Raw genomic sequence first — 16,642 nt, forward strand, 5'->3', positions numbered from 1 at the left:
TTACCTCTCTGATGAGGTGTCTGACACCCTGGAGAGATCCGCTTCAAGTTTCACCGCCGCCTCAAGGGTGTCAGACACCGGCGCTCCAACATAAGCAGGGCCAAAGTTACCTCTCTGATGAGGTGTCTGACACCCTGGAGAGATCCGCTTCAAGTTTCACCACCGCCTCAAGGGTGTCAGACACCGGCGCGCCGCCATAAGCAGGGCCAAAGTTATCTCTCCCACGCGCCCCGCAGACCGGGCAATCGCTATCCTGCCTGCTGTTCCAATCATTCGCGTACAGCCATGGCCAGAAGACCTCGAATTCTTATTGCGCATCAGCCTCACCATGTGGTCCAGCGCGGCCATCGGCAGCGAGCTGTGTTTGATGAGTCCGACGACTATTGCGCTTATCTTGAGGATCTCCACGACTACCGCCAATCTCTAGGCGTCGCGCTGTACGCGTGGTGCCTGATGCCGAACCATGTTCATCTATTGCTCGCGCCGCATGACGATCCGCGTACGGTGTCGATGTTGATGCAACGAATCGCGCAACGTGCGACGCGACGTTGGAACGCGCGCAGGGAGGTCGCCGGCTCGCTATGGGAAGCCCGATTCAAATCGCGGGTGATCGATACTGAGCGGTATCTGCTTGCTTGCTGCATGTATATCGAATTGAATCCGGTACGAGCCGGCCTGACCGCATCCGCCTCGGAATACCGATGGTCGAGTTATCGGGCCAGGATGGGAATCGTCAGCGACACACGTCTGGATCTGCATGACCTGTATGTGGCGATGGGACCGGACCAGCAAACCAGGCGAAAAGAATATGAAAAATGGTGCTCGAGCCAGACCGGTGTCTGACACCCATGAGACGTCGGTTCAGATTGCACCGGCGCATCAGGGGTGTCAGACACCTGCGATGCATGCGGAGCACGGACCTACGTTGCATGAAGACCGGTGTCTGGCACCCATGGGACGTCGGCTCAAATTGCACCGGCGCCTCAAGGGTGTCAGACACCCACGCCACCCGCACCGCTCCCGACCGCTTAAATCTTCGGCTTGCGCTCCAACCCCACAATCAATTTCGCCAGCAACCCATCCAGTTGCGCCTGCTCCTTCTGCGTCAACGCCCCCATCGCCTGCTGCTCGTTCGCGACGTGCAGCGGCAGCAGCTTGTCGATCAGCGCGAGGCCCGCGGGCGTAAGCCGCACCAGCGTGCTGCGCCGGTCATTCGGCGACGGCGCGCGTTCGATGAGGCCTTTGCGTTCAAGCCGATCTAGCCGGCTGGTCATGGCGCCCGACGACAGCATCAGACCCTCGTGCAGGTCGGTGGGCGTCATGGCGTACGGGTTTCCCGACCGTCTCAACGTGGCGATGACGTCGAACTCGCCTTGGTGCAGGTCGAACTGCGCGGCCAGTGGCAGGAACCAGTTGCGTTCCAGGAGATGCGTGGCTTGCAGCAGACGTCCCACCAACGCCATCACGTTGGCGTCGATGTCGGGCCGCTCGCGCCGCCATTCTTCCTGCGCCCGCCTTGCACGGTCATTCATGATTGTCTCTGCATGAAGCTATTTGGGTTGGCAGCCATGATATCCCGTTGCCGAACGCACAGCGCCGTCTATATACTTCGACCTCAAATAACTTGATGTCGAGATACCAATGACGCGCGTGAGGTTGCGCCCCTTGTTTGCCATCATCGCCATCGTGGCCGTGGCGTTGAATCTGCGGCCTGCGTTGGCGGCCATCGGGCCGTTGCTGGACATGATCCAGGCGGCCACCGGCGCGTCGAATACGCAGGCCAGCCTGCTGACCACCTTGCCCGTGTTTGTCATGGGGATCTGCGCCCTGGCTGGCGGGCGCCTCAACAAATACTTGAATGAACGCACCGGGATCGCGCTGGGCGTGGCGCTGGTGGCCCTTGCTTGCGCCGCGCGCTATGTCGGGACGCAGACCTACGGGCTGCTGTTGACGGCGGTGTTGGCCGGCGTCGGCATTGCCCTGGTGCAGACCTTGCTGCCGGCCTTCATCAAACGCAATTTCGCGCATGACATGGGACGGGTGTTTGGCTTGTACACCACCGGCATCATGGCGGGCGCGGCCGTGGCGGCGGCCAGCGCCGCGGGGGTGGCAGGCAGTTTCGGGTGGCCCGCCGCGTTGGCGTTCTGGAGCGTACCCGCCCTGCTGGCGCTGCCGCTGTGGCTCAAGGCAGCGCAAGATCGCACCGACGCGACATCGCCCCGCCACCGCACGGCTCGCATTGTCCCACGCCGCTTCTGGCGCAATCTGCGCGCGTGGGAGCTGATGATGTTCTTTGGCATCGGCACCGGCGCCTACACGCTCGTGCTGGCGTGGTTGCCGCCGTTCTACACCAGCCTGGGATGGGAACCTTCCGCCGCAGGCTTTTTGCTGGGCGGCCTGACGCTGGCCGAAGTGATGGCGGGTCTGGCCGTGTCGGCGTGGATCGGCCGCTTTCCCGATCGGCGCAAACCGCTGGCCGCCGTGCTGACCATTCTGATCTGCGGACTGGCATGCCTGATTCTTGCGCCGCTCAAGCTGGCGCTGCTGGCGTGCCTGCTGCTGGGTATCGGGATCGGCGCGCTCTTTCCTCTGTCGTTGATTGTGACAATGGACCACGTGGACGATCCGGCGCAGGCAGGAATGCTGGCGGCGTTCGTACAAGGCGGCGGGTACGTGATTGCGAGTTTCATGCCGTTGCTGGCGGGCGTCCTGCGCGACCGGTTTTCGAGCCTGACCGAGGCCTGGATCGTGATGCTGGCCGGCGCTGTCATGCTGCTGGCGCTGGCACTGCGGTTTTCGCCCGCGTCATATCGGCGGATCGACGCCTGACCACGCGCCCCTGCACAGCCCGCGCACAAGCAGCACCCCCGCAAACAACCTACGCACAGCGCTGGCACGTACAGCGGTTGCAAAGACAGCCCTCGCATACGCAGCGCGCGCAAAAGCCGCGCCCAGGTAAACAGCGGACACATCAACAGCGCACCCAAGAAAAAAGCGCCGCCTCAAAAGGGGCGGCGCTTTCCATTGCAGTCGCGGCAAGCCGCGGCGCGTTACTTCTTTTTCATCGGCGGCAAGTCGGTGCAAACGCCTTCGGCGACTTCCGCGGCCATGCCCACCGATTCGCCCAGCGTCGGGTGCGGGTGGATGGTCTTGGCGATGTCGACGACGTCGGCGCCCATTTCCACAGCCAGCGCCAGCTCGCTGATCAGGTCGCCAGCGTGGGTGCCCACAATGCTGCCGCCCAGGATGCGATGCGTCTCGGCGTCGAAGATGAGCTTGGTGAAGCCCTCGTCGCGGCCGTTGGCGATGGCGCGGCCCGAAGCTGCCCACGGGAACACGCCCTTCTCGATCTTGATGCCCTGCTTCTTGGCTTCGTCCTCGGTCAGGCCGACCCACGCCACTTCCGGATCGGTGTAGGCCACCGACGGGATGACGCGTGCGTCGAAGAAGGACTTCTGGCCGGCGGCGGCTTCGGCGGCGACGTGGCCTTCATGCACGGCCTTGTGGGCGAGCATGGGTTGGCCGACGATGTCGCCGATGGCGTAGATGTGCGGGACGTTGGTGCGCATCTGACGGTCGACCTCGATGAAACCGCGGTCGGTGACGGCGATGCCCGCCTTGTCGGCGCCGATCTTCTTGCCGTTGGGGCTGCGGCCGACGGCTTGCAGCACCAGGTCGTAACGTTGCGGTTCCTTGGGTGCGCCCTCGCCTTCGAAGGTGACGTAGATGCCGTCCTTCTTGGCTTCGGCGCCCACGGTCTTGGTCTTCAACATGATGTTGTCGAAGCGGTAGGCGTTCTTCTTCTGCCACACCTTGACCAGGTCGCGGTCGGCGCCCTGCATCAGGCCGTCCAGCATTTCCACCACGTCCAGGCGCGCGCCCAGCGTGGAGTACACCGTGCCCATTTCCAGGCCGATGATGCCGCCGCCGATGATGAGCATCTTCTTGGGCACTTCGCGCAGCAGCAAGGCGCCGGTGGAGTCGACGACGCGCTCGTCCTGCGGCATGAACGGCAGCTTCACCGACTGGCTGCCGGCGGCGATGATGGCCTGTTTGAAACGCAGGGTCTGCGACTTGCCGTCGGCGCCCTTGACGGTCAGGTGATTGGCATCGGCGAATTCGCCCACGCCCGTCACCACGGTGACCTTGCGCGCCTTGGCCATGCCGGCCAGACCGCCGGTCAGCTTGGCGACCACGCTGTCCTTGTAGCCGCGCAGCTTGTCCAGGTCGATCTTGGGCTCGCCGAAGCTGATGCCGTGGGCAGCCAGTTCGCGGGCTTCGTCGATGATGGCGGCGTTGTGCAGCAGCGCCTTGGACGGAATGCAGCCCACGTTCAGGCAGACGCCGCCCAGCGTGCTGTAGCGTTCGACCAGGACCACGGACAGGCCCAGGTCGGCGGCGCGGAAAGCGGCGGAGTAGCCGCCGGGGCCCGCGCCCAGCACCAGCATGTCGTATTCGCCATCGGCCGAACCGCTGAAGGTCGCGGCGGTAGGCGCGGCGGTCTTGGCGGCGGGCGCTTCGGCCTTGGGCGCTTCAGACTTGGCAGCCGGCTTGGGGTCGGCCTTGGGAGCCTCTTCCTTGGCGGCGCCAGCGTCAGCAGCCGCTTCCACTTCCAGCACGACCGCGCCTTCAGCGACCTTGTCGCCGACCTTCACGGCGATGGACTTCACCACGCCGCCTTGCGACGCGGGGATCTCCATCGAGGCCTTGTCGGATTCGACCGTGATCAGGCTTTGTTCCGCCTTGATCGTGTCGCCCACTGCCACCAGCACTTCGATGACTTCCACTTCCTTGAAGTCGCCGATGTCCGGCACTTTGATTTGAACGGTATTGCTCATAGGGCTCCCCGTTTACAGCGCGATGCGGCGGAAGTCGGCCAGCAGCGCACCCAGATAGGCGTTGAAGCGCGCGGCCGAGGCGCCGTCGATGACGCGGTGGTCGTAGGACAGCGACAGCGGCACGATCAGGCGCGGCACGAACTGCTTGCCGTCCCACACGGGCTTGTGCGCGGAACGCGACACGCCCAGGATCGCCACTTCAGGCGCGTTGATGATGGGCGTGAACGAGGTGCCGCCAATGCCGCCGAGCGACGAGATCGAGAAGCAGCCGCCCTGCATTTCGGCGGGCGAGATCTTGCCGTCGCGCGCCTTCTTGGACAGGTCCGTCATTTCCTGGGCGATCTGCAGAATGCCCTTCTTGTCGGCATCGCGGATCACCGGCACCACCAGCCCGTTGGGCGTGTCGGCCGCAAAACCGATGTGGTAGTACTGCTTGAGCACCAGGTTGTCGCCGTCCAGCGAGGCGTTGAACTCGGGGAATTTCTTCAGGGCCGCGACCACGGCCTTGATCAGGAAGGCCAGCATCGTGACCTTGATGCCCGACTTCTCGTTTTCCTTGTTCAGCGTGACGCGCAGCGCTTCCAGGTCGGTGATGTCCGCTTCGTCGTTGTTCGTGACGTGCGGGATCATGACCCAGTTGCGGTGCAGGTTCGCACCCGAGATCTTCTTGATGCGCGACAGCGGCTTGGCTTCGATCGGGCCGAACTTGGTGAAGTCGACCTTCGGCCACGGCAACAGGCCCAGCGCGGCGCCGTCGGCGGAACCGCCGGCAGCAGCGGCCGCCGGCGCAGCCGACAGGGCCTGCTTGACGAAACCGCGCACGTCGTCGGCAGTGATGCGTTCCTTGGGACCCGAGCCCTTGACCTTGGACAGGTTCACGCCCAGTTCGCGCGCAAACTTGCGCACGGACGGCGACGCGTGCGGCAACTGGCCGGGCTTGAGGTTGGCGTCTTCCAGCGCGGCGGCGGGGGCCGGACGCGAGGCGGGCGCGGCAGCCTCGGGCTTGGCTTCGGCCTTGGCTTCCGGCTTTGCAGCCGGGGCCGACGCGGCTTCGGACTTCGCGGCCGGGGCAGCAGCGGCTTGCGCGCCGCCTTCCACCACCACCACGACCGAGCCCTTGGCAACCTTGTCGCCAACCTTGACCTTCACTTCCTTGACGACGCCGCCTTGCGAAGCCGGGATCTCCATCGAGGCCTTGTCGGACTCGACGGTGATCAGGCTTTGCTCGGCCTTGATGGTGTCGCCGACCGCGACCATGACTTCGATGACTTCCACTTCCTTGAAGTCGCCGATGTCCGGCACTTCGATCTCGACCGGGCCGCTGGAGGCAGCCGGGGCCGGCGCCGAGGCCTCGGCCTTGGGCGCAGCGGCGGCGGCCTGCTTGGGTTCTTCCTTGGCGGCCGGCTTGGCGTCGGCCTTGGGGGCCTCTTCCTTAGCGGCGCCAGCGTCGGCCGCTTCCACTTCCAGCACGACCGCGCCTTCGGCGACCTTGTCGCCGACCTTCACGGCGATGGACTTGACCACGCCGCCTTGCGAGGCGGGGATTTCCATCGAGGCCTTGTCGGATTCAACGGTGATCAGGCTTTGTTCCGCCTTGATCGTGTCGCCCACGGCAACCAGCACTTCAATGACTTCCACTTCCTTGAAGTCGCCGATGTCGGGAACCTTGATTTGCACGATGTTGCTCATGTCTCTTTACCCTCAGGCGTATTGCGGGTTGGCTTTGTTCGGATTGATGCCGTACTTCTTGATGGCTTCGGCCACCTTGGCAACCGGCACCTTGCCTTCGTCGGCCAGCGCACGCAGCGCGGCGACGACGACGAAGTGGCGATCCACCTCGAAGTGCTCGCGCAGCTTCGAGCGGAAATCCGAGCGGCCAAAACCATCGGTGCCCAGCACCTTGTATTCGCGGCCCTTGGGCACGAACGGACGGATCTGGTCCGCAAAGAGCTTCATGTAGTCGGTCGACGCGATGATCGGGCCTTCCGTCTTGGCCAGCTGTTCCGTGACGTAAGCGACCTGCGGCTTCTTCTCGTCGGGGTGCAGCATGTTGTGGCGTTCGGCGTCCAGACCGTTGCGGCGCAGCTCGGTGAAGCTGGTGACGCTCCAGATGTCGGAAGCGACGTCCCAGTCGGCGGCCAGCAGTTCCTGCGCGGCCATGACTTCGCGCAGGATGGTGCCCGAACCCATGAGCTGCACGCGGTTCTTGCTCTTGCCGTGCGACTTGAGCTTGTACATGCCCTTGATGATGCCTTCCTCGTCGCCCTTGGTCAGACCGGGCTGCGGGTAGTTTTCGTTCATCACCGTCAGGTAGTAATAGACGTTTTCCTGGTCTTGCACCATGCGCTTCAGACCGTGCTGGATGATCACGGCGAGTTCATGGCCGAACGTCGGGTCGTACGACACGCAGTTCGGGATGGTCGAGGCCAGGATGTGGCTGTGGCCGTCTTCGTGCTGCAGGCCTTCGCCGTTCAGCGTCGTGCGGCCGGCGGTGCCGCCCAGGAGGAAGCCGCGCGCCTGCATGTCGCCGGCAGCCCAGGCCAGGTCGCCGATGCGCTGGAACCCGAACATCGAGTAGTAGATGAAGAACGGGATCATGATGCGGTTGTTCGAGGAGTACGACGTGGCCGCCGCAATCCACGAGCTCATCGCGCCCGCTTCGTTGATGCCTTCCTGCAGGAGCTGGCCGTCGGCCGCTTCCTTGTAGTACATGACCTGGTCCTTGTCGACCGGGGTGTACTTCTGGCCTTCCGGCGCGTAGATACCGATCTGGCGGAACAGGCCTTCCATGCCGAAGGTGCGCGATTCGTCGGCCAGGATCGGCACGACGCGCGGACCCAGTTCCTTGTCGCGCAGCACCTGGTTCAGGATGCGCACGAAGGCTTGGGTGGTCGAGATTTCGCGGCCTTCCGCAGTCGGTTCCAGCACGGCCTTGAAGGCGTCCAGCGCGGGGGCCTTCAGTTGCTCGTCGGCCTTGGCGCGGCGGCGCGGCAGGTAGCCGCCCAGCGCGGCGCGGCGCTCGTGCAGGTACTTCATTTCGGGCGAGTCTTCGGCCGGCTTGAAGTACGGCAGGTCTTCCAGCTTGTCGTCCGGGATCGGGATGCCGAAGCGGTCGCGGAATTCGCGGATGGAGTCCAGCTCCAGCTTCTTTTGCTGGTGGGTCGGGTTCTTGGCCTGCCCGACGTGGCCCATGCCGTAGCCCTTGATGGTCTTGGCCAGGATGACGGTCGGCTGGCCGGTGTGGTCGCTGGCCGACTTGAAGGCCGCGTACACCTTGTGGGGATCATGGCCGCCACGGTTCAGGCGCCAGATGTCCTCGTCGCTCATGCGCGACACGGCTTCCAGCAGCTTGGGGTGCTTGCCAAAGAAGTGTTCGCGGACGAACTTGCCGTCGTTGGCCTTGTACGCCTGGTACTCGCCGTCGACGGTTTCTTCCATGATCTGGCGCAGGATGCCTTCCTTGTCATGCGCAAGCAGCGGATCCCAGTAGCCGCCCCAGATCAGCTTGATGACGTTCCAGCCCGAACCACGGAAGTCGCCTTCCAGTTCCTGGATGATCTTGCCGTTGCCGCGCACCGGGCCGTCCAGGCGCTGCAGGTTGCAGTTGATGACGAAGATCAGGTTGTCGAGCTTTTCGCGGGCCGCCAGGGCAATGGCGCCCAGCGACTCGGGTTCGTCCATTTCGCCGTCGCCGCAGAACACCCAGACCTTGCGGTTGCTGGTGTCGGCGATGCCGCGGGCGTGCAGGTACTTCAGGAAACGGGCCTGGTAGATGGCCATCAGCGGGCCCAGGCCCATCGACACCGTCGGGAACTGCCAGAAGTCCGGCATCAGCTTCGGATGCGGGTACGAGGACAGGCCCTTGCCGTCCACTTCCTGGCGGAAGTGATTCAGCTGGTCTTCGGTCAGGCGGCCTTCGAGGTAGGCGCGGCCGTACATGCCGGGCGAGGTGTGGCCCTGGAAGTAGACCAGGTCGCCGCCGTGGCCTTCGTCTTCAGCGTGCCAGAAGTGGTTCTGGCCGCAGCCGATCATGGTGGCCAGCGAGGCGAACGACGCGATGTGGCCGCCCAGGTCGCCGCCATCGGGCGGGTTGTGCTTGTTGGCCTTGACCACCATGGCCATGGCGTTCCAGCGCACATACGAGCGGATGCGCGATTCCAGTTCCAGGTTGCCCGGATGCGCCGGCTCCAGGCCGGGGGGAATCGTGTTGACGTAAGCGGTATTGGGCGAGAACGGGATGTGAGCGCCGGAGCGACGGGCTTCGTCGATCAGGCGTTCCAGCAGGTAATGGGCGCGCTGCGGTCCTTCGCGATCAAGGACGGCTGCCAGGGCTTCGAGCCACTCCTGGGTTTCAAGGGTGTCTTCGTCGTTGGCGGCCTGTACGGCGCCAGCCTGGGCGTTAGAGGACATCGTGTGTCTCCTGTTGGGGTTCGTCGTGACCACACACCCGCTTATTGATCTACTCGCGGACATTGCATGGTAGCCGGGATCATCCGGGCTACCATGCAATGCATGGGGTCGGGGTGTTCAAAGGACCTGCCAGGGGCGGTTTCCTGTCAGGCGGCATTCTAAGAAAGAAGATTAACCGGTCGCAAGGAAAATTTCATGTTGCGGTACGGCATTTCATAATGCGGAAAGTTGAATGGAAGCTGAATCGCTGAGCGCCATACTTTTTATGGCCTAGCCCGAAAGCAGGGGTTGATTCCCGGCAATTCCCTTCCAACACGCACTAAAATGCGCGGTCTACCGGCCCCGAATTCCATGTCCAGCGCGCCCAAGTCCAACATACCTACGCCTTTCCATGACCACGCCCGCACCCGGCGGCGCGGGGTGTATTGGGTCACGCCCGCCATGGTGCTGATCCTCTATATCTGTGTGATGGCGGTGTTCTTCTGGCTGCAGCGCATTCATGACGACAGTGTCATGTTTGTCACCATAGACCAGGAACTGCGTCAGCAACGCCTGATCTGGGTCGTGCTGGCCCTGTCCTGCGTCATCGTCATCAGCCTGCTCATGCTGTGGCGCTATACCCGCTTCCGGTCCACCGCCGAGGCCGCGCTCATCGCCGAAACGGGTTTTCGGCGCGCCATGGAAAACTCCATGTCCACGGGCATGCGCGTGCTCGACATGGAGGGCCGCATCGCCTACGTGAACCCGGCCTTCTGCCGGATGATCGGCTGGAACGAAGCCGACCTGATCGGCCGCAGCCCGCCCTTCCCCTATTGGGTGCCGGGCCGCCACGAACAACATCAGCACACGCTGGACGTGCTGATGTCGGGCAAGACGCCCAGCAGCGGTCTTGAAGTCGAGGCGCAGCGGCGCGACGGCTCGCGCTTCACGGCGCGCATGTACGTGTCGCCGCTGCTGGACCCCAACGGCAACCAGATCGGCTGGATGACGTCCATGACGGACATCACCGAGCCCAAGCGCATCCGCGAGGCCCTGACCGCCGCGCACGAACGTTTCATGACCGTGCTGGAAGGCCTGGACGACGCCATCTCGGTCACGGCCGACACGCACGACGGGCTGGAACTGCTGTTCGCCAACCGCACGTACCGCCGCGTGTTCGGCGCGCAGACCGGCGGCCACGACGAGCTGCTGGCCGGGCGCCGCGGCCGCTTCACCGACGAATCGGTCGAAGTCTTTGCGCCGTCGGTGCAGCGCTGGTTTGAAGTGCACCACCGCATGCTGGCCTGGACGGACGGCCGCCGCGTGCGCATGCAGGTGGCGCGCGATATCACCGAGCGCCGCGGCCACGAGGAAGCGTCGCGCGTGCAGCAGGAAAAGATCCAGCTCACCAGCCGCCTGACCACGATGGGCGAAATGGCCTCGTCGCTGGCGCACGAGCTGAACCAGCCGCTGACCGCCATCGCCAACTACAGCATGGGCGCGGTGGCGCTGGTCAAGGCCGGCCACACCAGCCCCAACATGCTGCTGCCCGCGCTGGAAAAGGCCGCGTCCCAGGCCGAACGCGCCGGCAAGATCATCAGCCGCATCCGCGAATTCGTGAAGCGCAGCGAGCCGCGCCGCCAGCGCGTCGCCATCGGCCGCATTGTCGACAACGCCATCGGCTTTGCCGAAATCGACGCCCGCAAGCGCCGCATCCGCATCGACAGCTTCGTGCCGTCCAACGCGCCCGACGTCCTGGCCGACCCCATCCTGATCGAACAGGTGCTGCTGAACCTGCTCAAGAACGGGCTGGAAGCCATGGAAAAGAGCGAGTCCGACGAGCTTAAGGTTGCCGTAATTCTTCACGAGCAGCATATCGAGGTGGCCGTGGTGGACCGCGGCCACGGCCTTGCCGAACCCGAGCGCCTGTTCGAACCGTTCTTCAGCACCAAGTCGCAGGGCCTGGGCATGGGGCTGAACATCTGCCGTACCATTATCGAATCGCATCACGGCCGCCTGTGGGCTGACCCCAATCCCGCCGGCGGTACTATCTTCCGCTTCACCCTGCCCTGCGCTGCGACCCAGACGCAGGCCCAGAACGATCAGTCCGAGGAGTTGCACGCATGAACACGCCCCACCTGTCGAGCACGGTATTCATTGTCGACGACGACGAAGCGGTCCGCGATTCGCTGCGCTGGCTGCTGGAAGCCAATGGATACCGCGTTCGCGCCTACGCCAGCGGCGAGTCCTTCCTGGAAGACTACGACGCCAGCCAGATCGGCGTGCTGATCGCCGACGTGCGCATGCCCGGCATGAGCGGCCTGGAGCTGCAGGAACAGCTCATCATCCGCAACGCGCCGCTGCCCATCGTGTTCATCACCGGCCACGGCGACGTGCCGATGGCGGTGTCCACCATGAAGAAAGGCGCCGTCGACTTCCTGGAAAAGCCGTTCAACGAATCCGACCTGCGCGAAATCGTGGCGCGCATGCTGGAGCAGGCCACGCAGCGCGTGAGCAAGCACCAGGCCCAGAAGGACCACGAAGCCATGCTGGCGCGCCTGACCGCGCGCGAGCAACAGGTGCTGGAGCGCATCGTCGCCGGCCGCTTGAACAAGCAGATCGCCGACGACCTGGGTATCAGCATCAAGACCGTCGAGGCGCACCGCGCCAACATTATGGAAAAACTTGAAGTGACCACCGTTGCAGATTTGATGAAAGTGGCTCTGGCCAAACCCGAGGCACACGCATGACCGCAAGGATTATTGACGGCGCGGCCCTTTCGCAGCGCATTCGCGAAGAAGTCGCCCAGCGTGTTTCGGCTCTGGCCGAAAAAGGCACCCGCCCCGGCCTGGCCGTCGTGCTGGTCGGCGCGGACCCCGCCTCGCAGGTGTATGTGCGCAACAAGGTCGCGGCCTGCGAAAAGGCCGGACTGCATTCCGTGAAAGAGCAATACCCGGCCGAGATGACCGAGGCCGAACTGCTGGCCCGCATCGACGTGCTGAATCAGGACCCGACCATCCACGGCATCCTGGTGCAGTTGCCCCTGCCCAAGCACATGGACGCCCACAAGGTCATCGAGGCCATCGCGGCCGAAAAGGACGTGGACGGCTTCCATATCAGCAACGCAGGTCTGCTCATGACCGGCCAGCCGCTGTTCCGCCCCTGCACGCCGTACGGCGTGATGAAGATGCTGGAATCGGAAGGCGTGACGCTGCGCGGCGCCGAGGCCGTCATCGTCGGCGCCAGCAATATCGTGGGCAAGCCCATGGCCATGCTGCTGCTGCAGGCCGGCGCCACCATCACGATCTGCAACTCCAAGACGCGCGACCTGGCGGCCCAGACCCGCCGCGCCGACGTGCTGGTCGTGGCCACCGGCAAGCCCGGCATGATCGACGGCTCGATGATCAAGCCCGGCGCCGTCGTCATCGACGTGGGCATCAACCGCGGCGCCGACGGCAAGCTGTGCGGCGACGTGGATTTTGCGTCCGCCAAGGAAGTGGCCGGCGCGATCACGCCCGTGCCGGGTGGCGTGGGACCGATGACCATCGCCATGCTGCTGGTCAACACGGTTGAAGCGGCTGAACGCGCTGCGGGCTGAGGCGTAGATCCCGGTGTCTGACACCTGTGTGAGATGCGCTTCAGCTTGAACGGGCGTCTCAAGGGTGTCAGACACCTGCCGCAAATGGGCGCCTGACATCCCGAGTGAAACCCGGTGTCTGACACCCGTGTGAGATGCGCTTCAGCTTGAACGGGCGTCTCAGGGGTGTCAGACACCTGCCGCAACTTGGTCAGGCCTTGCGTTCAGGCCGATCGCCCTCACCTGATCTTTATCGCCTTCGCCGGCGCGCCTGGCGCGCCGCCTGCCACTCAATAAGCCGGTAACACCATGACCCAGAACCCCCTGCTCGCCCCCGTGTCCGAACTGGTCGATTACGCGGCCGTGAAACCCGCGCACATCGTGCCTGCCGTCGAGGAACTGCTGGGCATCGCCCGCAAGGCCGTCGACCAGGCTGCCGACCCCGCGCTCGCGCCCACCTGGGAAGCCGTGGCCGAGCCCCTGGACACCGCGTCCGAGCGCCTGTGGCGTGCCTGGTCGGTGGCCGGCCACCTGAATGCCGTGGTCAACACGCCGGAACTGCGCGAGGCCTACAACGCCGCCCTGCCGCTGGTCACCGAGTTTTCGACCTGGGTCGGCCTGCACGAAGGCCTGTACAAGCAATACCAGCGTCTGGCCGCAGCGCCCGATTTCGCGTCCTGGTCGCCGGTGCGCCGCCGCATCGTGGAAATGGCCCTGCGCGATTTCCGTCTTAGCGGCGTCGAACTGCAAGGCGCCGACCGCGAACGCTATGCCGAGATTTCCGACCGCGAGGCGCAGGCTTCGCAGAAGTTCTCCGAGAACGTGCTGGATTCCATCGACGCATGGTCGCTGATCGTTGAAGACGAAAGCCGCCTGGCCGGCGTCCCGGCCGACGTCGTTGCCGCCGCCCGCGCCGCCGCCGAGGAAGACGGCAAGGCCGGCTGGAAGCTCACGCTGAAGATGCCCTGCTACCTGCCCGTCATGCAGTACGCGAAGGACCGTTCGCTGCGCGAGGCGCTGTACCGCGGCTACGGCACCGTGGCGTCCGAACACGGCGATGCCAAGTTCGACAACTCGCCGCTGATCGAAGAACTGCTTTCGCTGCGCGCCGAGGAATCGGGTCTGCTGGGCCTGGGCACCTTCGCCGCGCTGCGTCTGCAAACGCGCATGGCCCGCGACGCCAAGGAAGTCACCGTGTTCCTGCGCGATCTGGCCGCCCGCGCCAAGCCCTACGCGCAGCGCGATCTGGCTGAACTTACCGCCTACGCCACCGGCGAGCTGGGTCTGGACAGCCTGCAGCCCTGGGACGTGGCCTACGCCTCGGAACGCCTGCGTGAATCGCGCTATGCGTACTCGGAAGACGAGGTCAAGCAATACTTCACCGAGCCGCGCGTGCTGGCGGGCCTCTTTGACGTCATCCAGACCCTGTTCGGCGTGCGCCTGACGGAAACGCCGGTGTCCTCGTGGCACGGCGACGTGCGCGGCGTGCGGGTCGAAAGCCCTGAAGGCGCGCTGATCGGCCACCTGTACCTGGATCTGTATGCGCGCGCCGGCAAGCAGAACGGCGCGTGGGTGGACAGCGAACGCACGCGCCGCGTCGTGGCCGGCACGGTGCAGACGCCCATCGCCTACCTGACCTGCAATTTCTCGCGCCCCAACGGTGACCGTCCCGCCGTGCTGACGCATGACGACGTCATCACCCTCTTCCACGAAACCGGCCACGCGCTGCATGCGCTGCTGTCGGAAGTCGACGAGCCGGGCGCCGCGGCGTTCGCCAGCGTGGAATGGGACGCCATCGAACTGCCTTCGCAGTTCATGGAGAACTTCTGCTGGGAATGGGCCGTGGTGCAAAAACTGTCGGCGCACGTGGACAGCGGCGAGCCGCTGCCGCGCGCGTTGTATGACCGTCTGGTCGCCGCCCGCAACTACCAGAGCGGCATGCAGACCGTGCGCCAGATCGAGTTCGCGCTGTTCGACATGCTGATGCACGACCGCAGCAAGGGCGCGTCGATTTCCGAGGTGCTGGCGCTCTTGCAGGAAGTGCGCAAGGAAGTTGCCGTGCTGTTCCCGCCCGAATGGCATCGCCTGCCGCATGCTTTCTCGCACCTGTTCGCGGGTGGTTATGGCGCGGGCTACTACAGCTACAAGTGGGCCGAAGTGCTGTCGGCGGATGCGTACGAGGCGTTTGAGGAAGCGGCGGCCAAACAGGCTGGCAACGCGCTGGGTACGCTGGATCCGGAAACCGGTGCGCGTTTCCGCCGCGAAGTGCTGGCGGTGGGCGGCTCGCGCCCGGCGGCCGAATCGTTCGCCGCGTTCCGCGGCCGCGCGCCGCGTATTGATGCGCTGCTGCGCCATAGCGGGATGACGGCTGGCTGATGGCGGTGTCTGACATCCGTCGCGTTCTTTGGTCGGTGTCTGACACCCTTGGGCCCGTCGCATTCTTTGGTCGGTGTCTGACACCCTGGATGCACCGCTGCACATTGCAGGGCATCTCATCGGGTGTCAGACACCTGGCGATGCAAGGCGTCTCATCGGGTGTCAGACACCTGGCACCTGATGCACTCCCCCCCTGCCAAGACGGCCCGCCATCGAGCGGGTCGTTTTTTTGCGCCGGGCTTGCGCGCGAACAAGGCATTGCGGCCACATGCCGCCCCTCTCAAATCCAGCAGGTAGAATCCGAAAGGTTTACCCCCTTCCGGCTACTGGACTCATGCGACACCTGATTACCGGCCGCTTCTTTCGCGGACTGCTGTTGAGCTTGTGTGTGTTTCTTGCCGCCTGCGGCGACAGGAACGTGGACTGGACGCTTTACAACGTCAAGGGCCACCTGCCGGACCTGAAGTTTTCGCTGCCCGGCGCGGGCGGCAAGACGGTCAGCAGCGACGACCTGAAGGGCAAGACCGTGCTGCTGTTTTTCGGCTACGCCAGTTGCCCGGACATCTGCCCGACGACCATGGCGCAGCTGACCGCGGTGCTGCAGAACCTGGGCGACAAGGCCAAGGACGTGCGCATCCTGTTCGTCAGCGTGGACCCGCACCGCGACACGCCGGACATCCTGCAGGCCTACGTCAACGCCTTCAACAACAACGCCATCGGCGTGACCGGCAACGAACGGCAGGTGGCTGACCTGGCGCGCCGCTATCGCGTGGCCTACCAGATCGAAAAGCCCCGGCCCGGTGACGACGCCGACATGTACGAAGTGACGCACAGCCGCGGGGTCTACATTTTCGACAAGGACGGCAAGGCGCGCCTGCTGGCGTCGGACACCGACAGCATCGAGACGCTGACCAAGGACGTGCGCCAGCTCATCGACCTGACATCCTGAGGGCCTGCACGTTTGGGGCCGGCGACCCGGCGGCCCCAAATCTGCAACCGCCGATTCGGCAGGCCGGCACTCCGGCGATCCGCAGTATTTCCGCAACGGCAGGGCCGCACACCAGTTGTTACAGCGATGGCGCGAGGGGCGTGGGTATCATCAGTCCACTTCGCCCCCTTTTCCCTAGTAAGGAGTACGCGCATGAGCATCATCATCATGATCATCGTCGGGTTCATCGTGGGACTGATCGCCCGCGCCATCATGCCCGGGGACCAGAACATGGGGATCATCATGACCACCATTCTGGGCATCATCGGCGCCGTCGTTGCCGGCTTTCTGGGTCAGTCGCTGGGGTGGTACCAGCCCGGCGAACCCGCTGGCTGGATCGGATCCGTCGTCGGCGCGATCATCGTGCTGTTCGTGGTGGGCCTGATCGCCAAGAAGCGCACCTGACGCCTGCGCGTCTGGCAGGCAGAAAAAACGGGCCGATCAAAATGATCGGCCCGTTTTGCATTGCAGGCG

12 protein-coding genes are annotated in these 16,642 nt (G+C 64.6%); 8 read left to right on the forward strand and 4 right to left on the reverse strand.

Going from position 1 to position 16,642, the window contains the following annotated elements; genetic code table 11:
• The first annotated feature begins 285 nt into the window (after positions 1-285).
• Positions 286-843: an REP-associated tyrosine transposase gene (locus RT697_RS16600; RefSeq protein ID WP_313700311.1), complete on the forward strand. Its 558-nt coding sequence runs from the start codon at positions 286-288 to the stop codon at positions 841-843.
• Positions 844-1,028: 185 nt separating this feature from the next.
• Here RT697_RS16600 and RT697_RS16605 read toward each other — a convergent pair whose 3' ends face one another.
• On the reverse strand, positions 1,029-1,532 hold the full coding sequence (locus RT697_RS16605; protein ID WP_313700312.1) for a MarR family transcriptional regulator: 504 nt from the start codon (positions 1,530-1,532) through the stop codon (positions 1,029-1,031).
• 109 nt (positions 1,533-1,641) lie between these two features.
• On the opposite strand from RT697_RS16605, the gene RT697_RS16610 reads away from it, so the two are divergent.
• The gene (locus tag RT697_RS16610; protein WP_313700314.1) at positions 1,642-2,829 is read left to right on the forward strand and encodes an MFS transporter; all 1,188 of its coding nucleotides are present in this window, start codon (positions 1,642-1,644) and stop codon (positions 2,827-2,829) included.
• 221 nt (positions 2,830-3,050) lie between these two features.
• On the opposite strand, the gene lpdA is transcribed toward RT697_RS16610, so the two are convergent.
• From lpdA to aceE, 3 genes are read right to left on the reverse strand one after another with little or no spacing between them, the layout of a single operon-like run.
• On the reverse strand, positions 3,051-4,838 hold the full coding sequence (lpdA, locus tag RT697_RS16615; protein ID WP_313700316.1) for a dihydrolipoyl dehydrogenase: 1,788 nt from the start codon (positions 4,836-4,838) through the stop codon (positions 3,051-3,053).
• 12 nt (positions 4,839-4,850) lie between these two features.
• Positions 4,851-6,527, reverse strand: a complete 1,677-nt coding sequence (gene aceF, locus RT697_RS16620) for a dihydrolipoyllysine-residue acetyltransferase (RefSeq protein ID WP_313700318.1) — start codon at positions 6,525-6,527, stop codon at positions 4,851-4,853.
• 12 nt (positions 6,528-6,539) lie between these two features.
• Positions 6,540-9,248, reverse strand: coding sequence for a pyruvate dehydrogenase (acetyl-transferring), homodimeric type (aceE, locus tag RT697_RS16625; RefSeq protein WP_313700319.1), 2,709 nt, complete (start codon positions 9,246-9,248; stop codon positions 6,540-6,542).
• Between the two features lie 351 nt (positions 9,249-9,599).
• Between aceE and RT697_RS16630 the strand changes: the two genes are divergently transcribed.
• The 6 genes from RT697_RS16630 (at position 9,600) to RT697_RS16655 (ending at position 16,573) form a co-directional block, all read left to right on the forward strand.
• Entirely contained in the window at positions 9,600-11,354 is a 1,755-nt protein-coding gene (locus RT697_RS16630) for a PAS domain S-box protein (protein ID WP_105238467.1), read from the forward strand.
• A complete protein-coding gene (locus tag RT697_RS16635; protein ID WP_056570132.1) occupies positions 11,351-11,977 on the forward strand; it encodes a response regulator transcription factor in 627 nt (208 codons plus the stop codon). Before RT697_RS16630 ends, RT697_RS16635 begins: the two co-directional genes overlap by 4 nt.
• A complete protein-coding gene (gene folD, locus RT697_RS16640) occupies positions 11,974-12,825 on the forward strand; it encodes a bifunctional methylenetetrahydrofolate dehydrogenase/methenyltetrahydrofolate cyclohydrolase FolD (protein WP_313700321.1) in 852 nt (283 codons plus the stop codon). The genes RT697_RS16635 and folD overlap by 4 nt, the downstream gene beginning before the upstream one ends.
• 288 nt (positions 12,826-13,113) lie before the next feature.
• The gene (locus RT697_RS16645) at positions 13,114-15,180 is read left to right on the forward strand and encodes a M3 family metallopeptidase (protein WP_313700323.1); all 2,067 of its coding nucleotides are present in this window, start codon (positions 13,114-13,116) and stop codon (positions 15,178-15,180) included.
• 334 nt (positions 15,181-15,514) lie between these two features.
• Complete coding sequence (locus tag RT697_RS16650; protein ID WP_175126079.1) at positions 15,515-16,129, forward strand: SCO family protein; 615 nt, start codon at positions 15,515-15,517, stop codon at positions 16,127-16,129.
• 192 nt (positions 16,130-16,321) lie between these two features.
• On the forward strand, positions 16,322-16,573 hold the full coding sequence (locus RT697_RS16655; RefSeq protein WP_008158223.1) for a GlsB/YeaQ/YmgE family stress response membrane protein: 252 nt from the start codon (positions 16,322-16,324) through the stop codon (positions 16,571-16,573).
• The last annotated feature ends 69 nt before the right edge of the window (positions 16,574-16,642 follow it).

It is taken from the genome of Achromobacter sp., from assembly GCF_032113835.1.
GTDB lineage: Bacteria > Pseudomonadota > Gammaproteobacteria > Burkholderiales > Burkholderiaceae_B > Achromobacter.

Coding starts and splice junctions, on each gene's coding strand:
- RT697_RS16610 (WP_313700314.1), top strand. CDS start 1,642: ATGACGCGCGTGAGGTTGCGCCCCTTGTTTGCCATCATCGCCATCGTG.
- aceF (WP_313700318.1), bottom strand. CDS start 6,527: ATGAGCAACATCGTGCAAATCAAGGTTCCCGACATCGGCGACTTCAAG.
- lpdA (WP_313700316.1), bottom strand. CDS start 4,838: ATGAGCAATACCGTTCAAATCAAAGTGCCGGACATCGGCGACTTCAAG.
- RT697_RS16655 (WP_008158223.1), top strand. CDS start 16,322: ATGAGCATCATCATCATGATCATCGTCGGGTTCATCGTGGGACTGATC.
- RT697_RS16635 (WP_056570132.1), top strand. CDS start 11,351: ATGAACACGCCCCACCTGTCGAGCACGGTATTCATTGTCGACGACGAC.
- aceE (WP_313700319.1), bottom strand. CDS start 9,248: ATGTCCTCTAACGCCCAGGCTGGCGCCGTACAGGCCGCCAACGACGAA.
- RT697_RS16650 (WP_175126079.1), top strand. CDS start 15,515: ATGCGACACCTGATTACCGGCCGCTTCTTTCGCGGACTGCTGTTGAGC.
- RT697_RS16605 (WP_313700312.1), bottom strand. CDS start 1,532: ATGAATGACCGTGCAAGGCGGGCGCAGGAAGAATGGCGGCGCGAGCGG.
- RT697_RS16630 (WP_105238467.1), top strand. CDS start 9,600: ATGTCCAGCGCGCCCAAGTCCAACATACCTACGCCTTTCCATGACCAC.
- RT697_RS16600 (WP_313700311.1), top strand. CDS start 286: ATGGCCAGAAGACCTCGAATTCTTATTGCGCATCAGCCTCACCATGTG.
- folD (WP_313700321.1), top strand. CDS start 11,974: ATGACCGCAAGGATTATTGACGGCGCGGCCCTTTCGCAGCGCATTCGC.
- RT697_RS16645 (WP_313700323.1), top strand. CDS start 13,114: ATGACCCAGAACCCCCTGCTCGCCCCCGTGTCCGAACTGGTCGATTAC.